This is a genomic window from Halarchaeum nitratireducens, from assembly GCF_014647155.1.
GTDB lineage: Archaea > Halobacteriota > Halobacteria > Halobacteriales > Halobacteriaceae > Halarchaeum > Halarchaeum nitratireducens.
Map to the genome: position 1 here is coordinate 280,259 of NZ_BMOQ01000002.1, position 12,069 is coordinate 292,327.

Sequence of the window (12,069 nt, forward strand, 5' to 3'; positions counted from 1 at the left end):
GTTACGGTTGCACCTCCGATTTCGTCTCCTCGCGGAGGGAGCGCCAGACCTCGTTTTTCTTCCGGGTGAACTCCTCGGAGGTGACGATGTCCTCGCGCGGGCGCGAACGATCGAGGTCGACCTCGGTCACGGTCTTCTTCGTCCCGGGATGGCGGGTCATGATCATCACGCGTTCGGAGAGGTAGACGGCCTCCTCAACGTCGTGCGTGATGAAGACGACCGTCTTATCGAGGTCGCCCCAGATGTCGATGAGCTGGTCTTGGAGCGTCTCGCGGAGCGGCTGATCGAGCGCCCCGAAGGGCTCGTCCATCAGCAGGATCTTCGGGTCGTAGGCGAGCGTTCGCGCCAGCGCGACGCGCTGTTTCATCCCGCCGGAGAGCTCCTTCGGGTACTTGTTCTCGAACCCGGAGAGGTCCATCATGTCGATGAAGCGCTGCGCCGTCGCGTCCGCCTCCTCGTCCGGAACGCCGGCCTCTTCGAGACCGTAGAGGACGTTCTCCTTCACCGTCCGCCACGGGAAGAGCGCGTAGTCCTGGAAGACGACACCGCGGTCGGTCCCCGGCCCGTCGATGGGCGTGCCGTCGACCGAGACGGTCCCGTTCGTGATGTCGAGGAACCCCGCGATGATGTAGAGGAGCGTGCTCTTCCCGCAACCGCTGGGGCCGACGACGCTGGTGAACTCGCCGCCGTCGATGTCGAAGGAGAGGTCGTCGATGGCCTTCGTGCGTTCGGATCCCTCGCCGTACACCTTCTCGAGGTGTGAGATGCCGATGCGCCCGTCCATCTCACCGGCCCCCGGGGGTGATCGGTTCGGTCGCGTTCGCGGGCGTGGCCGCCCGGCCTCGGCCGTCCGCGGTGCGACGGGTCGCGTCCTCGATAGCGGGCGGTCGCTGCAGGGGGACCCTACAGACGACCCTCGTACTCTCTAGCACAGTAGCGACATACATCAGCGGGGGTATAAAATTTGTTCACTATTGTCAGCCACGTTTCGGCGAGAGCGGGGCGATGACGGCGGCAGGGCGGCGGCATCGGCGACGCGCCCGCGTCAGCGCGCGTCCGGCGTGTCCGGCACGACGAGCTCGATGGGGTGTGGGACGCCGTCGAAGGCGAGCGCGAGGAGCTGTTCGTGACAGGAGGCCCCGCTGGCGGCGACGCGACGGTCGGTCCCACGCCCGTCGTCGCCCGCGAACTGCTCGCGGAGGTCCGCGCCGACGTCCATCGAGAGCTCGTAGTACTCGGACTTGTAGCCGAACGAGCCCGCCATCCCGCAGCACTCGACGTCGCTCGTGACGACGTCGTGGCCGGCCCGCCGGAGGACGGCCTCGGTGTAGCCCGCGAGGCCGAGCGTCCGCTGCTGGCAGTGGCCGTGGTAGGCGACGTCGCCGCCGCCGGTAAGCGCGTCAGCGTCCGCGCCGTTCTCGAGGAGGCCGTAGACGTACTCCATGCTCTCGTAGCTGTTCGCGGCGAGTCGTTCGTGGGTCGCGTCGTCGAGCAGTCTCGCGTACTCGTTGCGGAACATAGCGATGTCGGACGGCTCGACGACGACGACGTCTCGGCCGGCGTCGAGCGCGGGCGCGAGCGCGTCCGACACCCGCTCGGCCTGCGTTCGCGCCGTCTCGATCATCCCCTGGCTGAGCGGCGCGCGCCCGCTCTCGTGGCAGGGCGCGAGCGTCACGTCGACGCCGAGGGCTTCGAGCGTCCGCACGGCCGCCTTCCCCCGTCCCGTGAGGACGTAGTTCGTGTAGGCGTCGGGGTAGAGGACGGCGTCGCGGTCGGCGCGTCCGGCGCTCGGCAGGGGGTCGCGGGCGGCGAACCAGTCGCGGAGCGTCTCGCGCTCGAACGACGGGAGGTCGCGGCGCCGGTCGACGCCGAGCCAGCGGTCCATCGCCGCGCGAACGGGCGCGCGGTCGGCCAGCCAGTTCGAGAGGGGCGCGCTCGCGCTCCCGAGTCGCGCGAGCGTCCCGAAGTTCCCGAAGAGGCGCTTCTGGACGTCGACGCCGCCCGGGTCGTCGTCCGGCGTCAGCCCCTCGACGAGGTGGTCGAACGTCCCGGGGTCGTGTCCCCGGTTGCGGCGGTCGCGGACGACGGTGTTGATCCACGGGATGTCGATCTCGACCGGGCAGGCGTCGACGCAGCGCGAACAGCCCGTGCAGAGGTCGTTGAAGTCGTCGGTCGCCGCCTCGCCGCGGATGCCGGCCTCCCAGCCGGTGGCGATGCCGCCGGTGTAGGTCTCGCCGCCGAAGGCGTGGCCACCGACGTGCTGGAAGTTCGCACACGAGTTGCCACAGGCCCCACAGCGGATGCAGTAGAGCGTCTCGCGGAGGTCGTCGTCCTCGCGCATGTCGAGGCGGCCGTTGTCGACGAGCACGAGGTGGAACGTCCGGTCGTCGGCGTCGCCGAGCGGTTCATCCGGCGCGTCGAAGTCGATGGTCGGCGAGTCGACGGGCGGGGTAAGCAGGGAGAGGTACGTGGCGACGTCCTGTCCGCCCGCGGCCTTCGCGATGAGCTCGGCGAACGGCGGCAGATCGGCGGCGGACGGGAGCAGCTTCTCGACGCCGGCGACCGCGACATGCGTGTCCGGCGTGACGGCGCACTTGCGGGCGTTCCCCTCGTTCGTCACGAGCGCGATGCTCCCCGACTCGGCGAGCACGAAGTTCGCGCCCGTCACGCCGACGTCCGCGCGCTCGATGCGCTCGCCGACGTGATCGCGGGCGAAGCGCGTGAGGTCCTCGGCCGTCTCAAGGGGCACGTCGGGGTCGAAGACGTCGTTGAACAGCGCGGTGATCTCCGCGCGGGACTTGTGGATCGCGGGACCGACGAGGTGCGAGGGGGACTCGTCGGCGACCTGGACGACGAACTCGCCGAGGTCGGTCTCGTGGACGTCGATACCGGCCGCCTCAAGGGCGTCGTTCACGCCGATTTCCTCCGTGGTCATCGACTTCGACTTCACCACGGAGTCCGCGTCCGCGTCGGCGCAGACGCGCTCGATGTAGTCGTTCGCGTCCGCGGCGTCGTCCGCGACGTAGACCCGTCCGCCGTTCGCCGCGACGCGCTCGCGCACCCGCTCGACGAGCTCCGGGAGGCGCTCGATGGCCTCCTCCTTGATCGCGCGCGCCTCCGATCGGAGCGCGTCGATGTCCCCGCCGGCCGCGTTCGCCTCGTAGCGCACCCGGTTCAGGTGGGTGGTGTTCTTGTGAACGGCGTCGCCCTCCGTTTCGAGGAGGTCGCGGATGTGCGCGGCCGTGGCGGCGCGTGTCGACTCGTCTCTCATCTCAGCGGTCCTCCACGATCACGGCGTGGACGGTTCGGGGTCCGTGGACGCCGTGGACGAGTTCCCCCATGTCGGCGGTCGCGCTCGCGCCCGTGGCGAGGATCGCGCTCCCGCCCTCGGCGAGCGTCCCGTCCAGTCGGTCGAACGCGGCCGTGAAGTCCGCGTGGAGGTCGCTCGCGCGGAGGACGCCGACGTGGGTCGGCGGATAGAGGCTCACGGGCTCGGTCCCGTCCGCGTCGCTCCGGAGGACGAACGTTCCGTGTTCGACGACGCCGGCCGCGACGGGCGTGACGCCGGTCCGTGCGGTCTTGAGGAGACGAGGGGTGGGCGGCAGGTCGACGACCGTCTCGTCCAGCGAGACGCCGTCGATGCCGAGCGGGACGCCGACGGCCGGCGTCTCGACGAGTCGGTCGAGCGCGTCGGCGACGTCGGCCGCGTCGACGCGGGTCGCCGCGACGCCGGCCGCATCGAGCGACGACTCGAAGCGGCGTAAGTCCCGTACTGTCATAAACGATGGCACAAGTCCGTGCGGGTTAGCTCTGTCGGTCGCTCACCCCTCCGACATGACGGTCAGGACGGGCTGATCGGCGTCGAGGAGGATCGACTGCGTCGTGCTCCCGAAGAGCGCCTTCCCGACCGGCGTCCGCTTGCGACCGCCGATGACGAGGTAGCGGGCGTCGCGGCGGTCGGCCTCGGCGAGGATCTCCGCGACGGGGTCGCCGACGCGCCCCTGTATCACGACGTTCCGGTCGGCCGCGTCGTCGAACGTCCCCTCGACGACGTCACGCGCGACCCCGCGGGCGTGGCGCTCCGCGTCCTCGACCGTGTACTCCCCGCCGCGCCCGCCGCCGACCGCACCGTCACCGTCGCCGTACGACGCCGCGGACGCGAACGGCGCGCCGCCGCTCCCGGTCGAACCGCGGAACTCCTCGAAGACGTCCTGGGGCATCACGTGCAACACGACGTGTGGCTCCTCGAAGCGATCGGCCAACGTCTGGCCCTCGCGGACCGGGTTGCTCGGAATCGACTCGCCGTCGACCGCGGTGAGAACCGCCATGCCCGTTCTGCGGCCAGCAGGACCGTGAATCTTGCCCCCCTACGCGTCGCCGGCGGTCGAGTCGTCGGCGCGGGCGTCCGCGTCCCCGAACCGCTCGCGGAGCGCCCGCTTATCGAACTTCCCGGTCGTCGTCAGCGGGATCGACTCGCGGACGACGTACCGATCGGGGAGCCACCACGAGGGGAACGACGCCCGGAGGTGCGCGTCGAGCGCGTCCGTCTCCGGGAGATCGTCCCCGCGGGGCACGACGACCGCGAGCGGGCGTTCGCCCCACGTCTCGTCCGCGACCGGAACCACGGCGGCCTCGGCGACGTCCCCGTGCGCCATCAGTTCGTCCTCCAGTTCGATGCTGGAGATCCACTCGCCGCCCGAGTTGATCAGGTCGTCCGTGCGGTCGACGACGTCGACGTAGCCGTCGGCGTCCCACGTCGCCACGTCGCCCGTGCGCAGCCAGCCGTCGTCGGTGAGCGGCGACTCGACGTCGCGCGTCCGCGAGGCGTATCCCTCGGTCACCCACAGCCCGCGGACGTGGAGCTCGCCCATCGCCTCGCCGTCACGGGCGACCCGGATCCCGTCCTCGTCGACGACGCGCGCGGAGATGCCGGGAACCGGGCGGCCGTCCGTCGTCCGCGGCGCCGCGTCGTCGCCCGGACTCGGATCGAGCGGCGTGAGGAGGCCGAGCGGCGACGTCTCGGTCATCCCCCACCCCTGCTGGACCGTGACGTCGTGTGCGTCGTCGTAGCTCCGGACGAGCGACGGGGGGACGGACGCGCCGCCGACGACGAGGCGCTCCACGGGGTCGATGTCCGCCGCGGGCGTCTCGTCGAGGTATGCGGCGAGACGCCGCCAGACGGTCGGAACGCCGGCGGCGACCGTGACGCCCTCCTCGGCGAGCAGCGCGGCGAGCGGCCCGGGGTCCGTGTGCGGACCGGGGAGGACGAGGTCCGCGCCGGCGAACGCCGCCGCGTACGGGAACCCCCACGCGTTGACGTGGAACATCGGAACGACGGGGCAGACGGTGTCGCGCGCGCCGATCGCGTACGTGTCGACGTGCCCGTTCATCATCGTGTGGAGGGCGAGCGCGCGGTGGGTGTACGTCACGCCCTTCGGTCGACCGGTCGTCCCCGTCGTGTAGCAGAGCCCACACTCCCGATCCTCCGCGAGCGCCGGCCAGTCGTAGTCGGGCGACCCGGCCGCGAGCAGGTCTTCGTACGCCACGACGGGGTCGAGCGTCGTCTCGGGAACCGTCTCGGCGAGGACGACGTACCGCTCGACGGTGTCGAGGTCGTCCGCGACCGCCTCGACGCGATCGAGAAACGCGGGGTCGACGAACAGCACCTCGTCGCCAGCGTCCCGGATCGTCTCGACGAGGTCCGTTTCGGGGAGTCGAACGTTACCCATGTGGAGGCTCCGCCCGGAGCAGGCGGGCGCGAAGTAGAGCTCGAAGTGCCGGTAGTGGTTGCGCGCGAGGGTGCCGACGCGGGCGTCCGAACCGACGCCGAGGTCGTCGAGCGCGCCCGCGAGGCGGGCGATCCGGTCCGCGGCGTCGCCGTAGGTGTAGCGGTGGCGGCTCCCGTCCGGACGAGCGGTCACGACAGCCCGATCGGCGAACAGCGTGTCCGCGCGGTCGAGGACGTCTATGAGCGTGAAGTCGCGCTGCAGCATGGCCGAGACGACCGCGCGAGCCGCCCTAAAGGTTTGGAGCGTCGGGTGGGGATCTCGGGCGGTCGGGCCGGGATCTCCGGTACGGTATCGTATCAGTCGGTACGTGCGCGCTCGGCGCGTTCGCGGGCCTCGGCGACGGACGCGCCGTCGCGGATGAGCGCCGACGCGAACAGCTCGCCCGCCTTGTACGACGAGCGGACCATCGGGCCGCTCGCGCAGTAGAGGAAGTCGAGTTCCTCCTCCGCGACGGCCTTCCACGTCTCGAACTTGTGGGGGTGGACGTAGGTCTCGACGTCGAGGTGGCTCGGAGAGGGCTGGAGGTACTGGCCGAACGTGACGACGTCGACGCCGGCGTCGCGGAGGTCGACGAGCGTCTCGTACACCTCGTGGTCGCGTTCGCCGACGCCGAGCATGAGAGACGTCTTCGTGTAGACGTCCGACTCGCGCTCGACCTGCCGGAGGACGGAGAGGGACTGCGCGTAGCCCGCGCGGGGGTCGCGGACCGGGCGCTGGAGGCGCTCGACGGTCTCGACGTTGTGCGCGATCACGTCCGGGCCGGCGTCGACGATCCGGCCGACGAGCGCTTCCTCGCCCCGGAAATCGGGAATGAGCGTCTCGACGAGGACGGAGGGGTCGCGGCGCTTGATCTCGCGGACGGTCCGCGCGAAGTGCGCCGCGCCCTGATCGTCGAGGTCGTCGCGGTCGACGGACGTGAGGACGACGTAGTCGAGACCGATCTCCGCGACGGCGGCGGCGACCTCGGCGGGTTCGTCGGGATCGAGCGGCTCCATGCCGCCCGTGGCGACGTCGCAGAAGTTACAGCCGCGCGAGCAGCGACGCCCCATCAGCATGAACGTCGCCGTCCCCGGGCCGTCGCGGCCGCTCCAGCACTCGCTGCGGTTCGGACAGCTGGCCTCCTCGCAGACCGTGGTGATGTCGTGATCGTCGAGGACGCCCTCGATCTCCGCGAACCGCTCGCCGCCGGGCGGACGGATCCGTAGCCAATCCGGCTTCCGCGCGCGAGACTCCATGCCTCCACCGAACACGGAGAGTTACTAATACCTGTCTCCGTTCGATCACCCCTCGCGGTGGCGCACCCACGATTCGGCGCCGTACTTCGCGTCGGCGAGCGCGCGCGCCCGGTCGAGTTCGGCCGCGGTCCACGACCCCTCGTCGGCGTCCGCCCACGACGCGAGCGACGACAGCAGGGCGTCCACGGCGTCCCCGCGCGTGACGTCCGCGTAGTCGTCGATCGCGCCGACGCGCTCGCGGAACGCGTCGGGGTCGAGGGCCGCGTCGAAGCAGTCGCAGTGGCGCTCCGCGCGTCGCGTGAACGAGATGGAGCCGTGCTGGACGACGGCGTCGAGCGGCCGGTACTGCGCGTTTCCGCTGAGCTTCCGCCCGTCGGGGCCGACGACGTCGTGGGCGGGGTTGAGCCCGCGGAGGTAGCAGGCGGGGTCGTAGATCGCGTCCCGGGACTCCCCGACGAAGTCGGCGTCGACGCCGAGGTCCGAGAGCGCGTCGAAGATCGGCCCGCAGATGTCGCGGTAGCTCTCCAAGAGGTCGCTGGCGACGGCGTCGCTCGGCGCGACGACGCTGTACGAGATGTCGCCGACGGCGTCGTGATAGATGCCGCCGCCGCCCGTCTGGCGGCGCGTCACGTCGATCCCGGCGCGCCGACAGGACGCCCAGTCCACGCTCGCCGCGTCCTGCGCGACGCCGAGGGAGAGGGTGTCCGGCCACCGGTAGACGCGGACGGTCGCCGGACCGCCCTCGACGGCCGTCTCGGCCGCCACCTCCTCCAGCGCCATCGTGAGCGGCCCGGAGCGGCGCTCCTCGCCGATCACCCGCCACTGCGGGCCGTCACCGTCACCGTCGCCGCCGTCGCTACCGTCGCTCATACGGACCCGTACGCGGCCGGCCGCATAAACGTTGGACCACCGACGCACCGCGGGGCGGGCCGTCCGCGAGCGACGACGCGAGCGCCTGCGAGGCGCCGGTCGAATACGGTAGTACATATAGTTACTAATCTAAGAAAATTACAGATATAGTTGATGAAAATGAGATAGTCGAGGAGAGTGAGTTCGACACCACAGTCAGTCGTCGAGAGCGCGGAGCGCCGGAGAGCGGGATCGGTTCTCGAAGAACCGCGATCCGGAATGAGTCGTTTCACGGTCCGACACGAGGTGAGAGCCCCCGTCACCGCGATCGTCAATCGGGTCGGGAGGCCGAGGTTGACCCGACGCGGCCAGTCCGATCGACGTGGCACGAGCTCGTGAGATAAATCGAATACACACATCACGATACATTTCGATAAATCGACTGCTCTCTCATCGCACCGGGCCGGTCGTACGATTCCACGATTCGAGAAACGACATGATCGATCGACCACGAGTGGGATAGGTTTATACTGGGGAAACCATATTCTCACGATAGTCCATGTCATTGTTGAACTGTAGTGGAGTCACAAAGCGATTCGGCGGGATCGTCGCGCTCGACGACGTCTCGTTCGAGATCGAGCAGGGGGAGACCGTCGGACTGATCGGTCCGAACGGGGCCGGGAAGTCCACGCTGTTCAAGGTGATCACCGGGTCGCACGCGCCGACGGAGGGGAGCGTCCGCTACGACGGGACGGACATCACGGGGTGGACGCCCCACGACATCTGCCACGAGGGGCTCGTGAAGACCCACCAGATCGTCCGCCCGTTCGAGAACCTCTCGATCCTCCAGAACGTCGAGGTCGGTGCCGAGTTCGGCGGTCGACGCCCGGAGCACGTCGAGGAACGGGCGTACGAGGCACTGGAGTTCGTCGGCCTCGCCGAGCGCGCCCACGAGACGCCGACCGAACTCAGCGTCGGCGCGCTCAAACGCCTCGAAATCGCGCGCGTGCTCGCAACCGACCCCGGCATCCTCCTCTTCGACGAGGTGGCGGGCGGCCTCGACCCCGAGGAGACCGAGGAGATCGTTTCCCTCATCGGCGACATCAAGGAGCGCGGTAAGACGGTGTTCCTCATCGACCACGTGATGCGGGCGCTGATGAACGTCAGCGAGCGCGTATTCGTCCTCAACAACGGCGAGTTCATCGCCAAGGGGACGCCGACGGAGATCCAGAGCGACGAACAGGTGATCGAGGCCTACCTCGGGACGAGCGCGGGGCGCGAGGGCCCGGCGCGGGGCGAGGCGTAGATGGCCCTTCTCGACGTCACGGACCTCGACGTGGCGTACGGCGACATCCACGTCATCTGGGACGTGGACTTCTCCGTCGACGCCGGGGAGACGGTCGCGCTCCTCGGCGCGAACGGTGCGGGGAAGACGACGATCCTGAAGACCATCTGCGGCGTGCTCTCGCCACTCGACGGCGACATCGTCTACGGGGGCGAGTCGATCACCGAGATCGCCCCCGAGGAGGCCGTCAGACGGGGGATCGCGCACGTCCCCGAGGGCCGCGAGATCTTCGCCGACAGCACGGTCAAACGAAACCTCGAACTCGGGGCGTACACGAACCGCGGGGCGATGGGGGAGAACCTCGAACGGGTCTACGAGATCTTCCCGCGACTCGAAGAGCGCGCGGGCCAGCGCGCCGGGACGCTCAGCGGGGGCGAACAGCAGATGCTCGCCATCGGGCGCGGGCTGATGAGCGAGCCCGACCTCCTCCTCCTCGACGAGGCGAGTCTCGGGCTCGCCCCCGTGCTCGTCGACGACGTCTTCGAGGCCATCCAGCGGATCAACGAGCAGGGGACGACCGTCTTCCTCGTCGAGCAGGACATCCACAACGCGCTGCGCGTCGCCGACCGGGGGTACGTCCTCAAGAGCGGCCGGATCGAGCTCTCCGGGAGCGCCGAGGAGCTCGCGGGCGACGAGCGCGTCGAGGCCTCCTATCTTGGTGAGTAGTACGTGAACCCACCATACGCACCGCGAACATCGCCGGAACCCACGTCCGCGACCGCGGACCGCCCGCAGTACCGCCGACTCACCACGCAGACCGACACCACCCAACGAACTCATGGTATCAATCGACCTCCTCGCACAGACGGTCAGTAACGGCGTCCTCCTCGGCGGGATCTACGCGCTCGCCGCGCTGGGGCTCTCGCTCATCTTCGGAATCATGGACGTGGTCAACCTCGCACACGGACATCTGCTGATGCTCGGGGGCTACGTGGCCATCGTCCTGTTCACGATGGCCGGCCTCTCACCGCTCGTCGGGATGCTCGCCGCGATGCTCGTGCTGTTCGTCATCGGGATCGTTCTCCAGCGCGCCCTGCTCGAACGCGTCGTCGATGAGGGGATCGAGCAACCGATCCTCGTGCTGTTCGGGGTCGCGCTCGTCTTCCAGAACCTCGGCCAGCACTTCCTCGGCTCGGACGCGCAGTCCACCGAGTTGACGCTCGGCATCGGCGGGATCGACCTCGGTCCGGTATTGCTCTCCCCGTCGCGGACGGTGACGTTCGTCGTCGCCGTCCTGCTCGTCGTCCTGACGTGGCTGTTCCTCGAATACACCTCGACGGGGCACGCGATCCGCGCGACGTCGCAGAACCGGGCGGCCGCCCGGTACGTCGGGATCGACACCGACCGGATCTACATGCTGACGATGGGGGTCGGCGCGGCGCTGGCCGGGGCGGCGGGGTCGCTGCTCTCGATGCTGTTCCCGATCGACCCCTACGTCGGCTGGTCGTACCTCCTGAAGTCCTTCGCCGTGGTCGTCCTCGGCGGCGTCGGAAGCATCATCGGGACGCTCGTCGGCGGCGTCATCCTCGGCACGGCTGAGAACGTCACCGCGCTGTTCCTCGGCGGGAGCTACCGCGACGTGATGACGTTCACCATCTTCTTGCTCGTACTCCTGCTGAAGCCCGAGGGGCTCTTCGGAACCGGGGGTGGTGGCGAATGAGGACCGAGCGCTTCACGCTCGGCGTCCCGTCCTCGAAGCGGACCGTCGCGGCCTCGCTCGTCGTGCTCGCGGCGATGCTCGTCGTCCCGTTCGTGACGACGCCGTACTACACGGGGCTGGCGATGACCGCGCTCGTCTTCCTGATGCTCGGCGTCTCGTGGAACCTGCTCGCGGGCTACGCCGGGCAGATCTCGCTCGGGCACGCCGCCTTCTTCGGCCTCGGGGCGTACGTCGCCGCGTGGCTCACGACGCCGGCGGCCGCGGGACTCCCCGCGATCCCCTTCCCGCTCTCGCATCCGATCGTCGCGCTCGTCCTCGGGGGCGTCGGCGCGGCGCTCGTCGCGCTCGTGACGGGGCCCGTGATGTTCCGCCTGCGCGGACACTACTTCGCCATCGGGACGCTCGCGCTCGCGGCGATCATCCGCCTCGTCCTGACGGACAAGCGCTCGATCAGCGGCGGGTCGACCGGATACTACCTCAACGCCGGGATGGGCGAGATCCCGACGTATCTCCTCACGGTCGTCGTCGCGGCGCTGGCCACGGTCGGCGTCTACCTCGTGGTGAACAGCCGCCTCGGCCTCGGGATGCGCGCGATCCACGACGACGAGACCGCGGCGAGCGGTCTCGGCGTCGACCCCCTGCGCTACAAGATGTACGCCTTCCTCATCTCGGCGTTCATCGCCGGTCTCGCGGGGGCGGCGTACGCGCTGAACTCCCTCTACATCAATCCGACCTCGACGCTCGCGGTGACGTGGACCGTGGATACGCTCGTCATCGTCATCCTCGGCGGGATGGGGACGGTCGCCGGTCCGCTGTTCGGGACGGTGGTCTTCATGGTCATCGACAACGGGCTGACGAGCGTGCTCGGCGGTCTGGCGACGACCGTCGAGGGCGTCATCATCATTCTCGTGGTCATCTTCCTCCCCGACGGGATCTACGGCTCCCTCAAGTCGTACGTCGCGGGGCGGAACGAGAGCGACGACGCCGCCACCAGCGGCTGAGACCCGCCGCTCGTCGACCCGCGCTCGCGGTCGCTTTTTCGCCGCGTCCGTGTTCGTGTCCACCCCGACCGTGCGAGGAGCGACGGCGACGTGCCGATCGGAACGGCGACGAGTCGTTTTGTAGGAGAAAACGCCAGCGGTCGTCGATCCGGGGATCGACAGACGAACGCCGCGATACCGGGTTCGAGCC

11 protein-coding genes are annotated in these 12,069 nt (G+C 69.6%); 4 read left to right on the top strand and 7 right to left on the bottom strand.

Annotated elements, in window-relative coordinates:
• Position 1: 1 nt before the first annotated feature.
• The 7 genes from IEX91_RS03715 to IEX91_RS03745 form a co-directional block, all read right to left on the bottom strand.
• Positions 2-784, bottom strand: a complete 783-nt coding sequence (locus tag IEX91_RS03715) for an ABC transporter ATP-binding protein (protein ID WP_188877174.1) — start codon at positions 782-784, stop codon at positions 2-4.
• A 261-nt stretch (positions 785-1,045) separates the two neighbouring features.
• Positions 1,046-3,271 (bottom strand): LUD domain-containing protein, encoded by a 2,226-nt coding sequence (locus IEX91_RS03720; protein ID WP_188877175.1) that lies wholly within the window; start codon positions 3,269-3,271, stop codon positions 1,046-1,048.
• A 1-nt stretch (position 3,272) separates the two neighbouring features.
• Positions 3,273-3,779, bottom strand: coding sequence for an LUD domain-containing protein (locus tag IEX91_RS03725; RefSeq protein WP_188877176.1), 507 nt, complete (start codon positions 3,777-3,779; stop codon positions 3,273-3,275).
• A gap of 42 nt (positions 3,780-3,821) precedes the next feature.
• Positions 3,822-4,328, bottom strand: coding sequence for a universal stress protein (locus IEX91_RS03730; protein WP_188877177.1), 507 nt, complete (start codon positions 4,326-4,328; stop codon positions 3,822-3,824).
• A 39-nt stretch (positions 4,329-4,367) separates the two neighbouring features.
• Positions 4,368-5,993: a long-chain-fatty-acid--CoA ligase gene (locus IEX91_RS03735; protein WP_188877178.1), complete on the bottom strand. Its 1,626-nt coding sequence runs from the start codon at positions 5,991-5,993 to the stop codon at positions 4,368-4,370.
• Between the two features lie 92 nt (positions 5,994-6,085).
• Positions 6,086-7,024, bottom strand: coding sequence for a lipoyl synthase (gene lipA, locus IEX91_RS03740; protein WP_188877180.1), 939 nt, complete (start codon positions 7,022-7,024; stop codon positions 6,086-6,088).
• A 45-nt stretch (positions 7,025-7,069) separates the two neighbouring features.
• Positions 7,070-7,894 (bottom strand): lipoate--protein ligase family protein, encoded by an 825-nt coding sequence (locus IEX91_RS03745; protein ID WP_188877181.1) that lies wholly within the window; start codon positions 7,892-7,894, stop codon positions 7,070-7,072.
• A gap of 538 nt (positions 7,895-8,432) precedes the next feature.
• Between IEX91_RS03745 and IEX91_RS03750 the strand changes: the two genes are divergently transcribed.
• The 4 genes from IEX91_RS03750 to IEX91_RS03765 all read left to right on the top strand — a co-directional run bounded on the left by IEX91_RS03750 (position 8,433) and on the right by IEX91_RS03765 (position 11,879).
• On the top strand, positions 8,433-9,179 hold the full coding sequence (locus IEX91_RS03750; RefSeq protein ID WP_188877182.1) for an ABC transporter ATP-binding protein: 747 nt from the start codon (positions 8,433-8,435) through the stop codon (positions 9,177-9,179).
• Positions 9,180-9,884, top strand: a complete 705-nt coding sequence (locus tag IEX91_RS03755; protein WP_188877183.1) for an ABC transporter ATP-binding protein — start codon at positions 9,180-9,182, stop codon at positions 9,882-9,884. It begins immediately after the preceding gene.
• A 112-nt stretch (positions 9,885-9,996) separates the two neighbouring features.
• Positions 9,997-10,878 carry a branched-chain amino acid ABC transporter permease gene (locus IEX91_RS03760; protein WP_188877184.1) on the top strand — a complete coding sequence of 294 codons (882 nt, stop codon included), beginning with the start codon at positions 9,997-9,999 and terminating at the stop codon, positions 10,876-10,878.
• Positions 10,875-11,879, top strand: a complete 1,005-nt coding sequence (locus tag IEX91_RS03765; protein WP_188877185.1) for a branched-chain amino acid ABC transporter permease — start codon at positions 10,875-10,877, stop codon at positions 11,877-11,879. The genes IEX91_RS03760 and IEX91_RS03765 overlap by 4 nt, the downstream gene beginning before the upstream one ends.
• Positions 11,880-12,069: the final 190 nt, after the last annotated feature.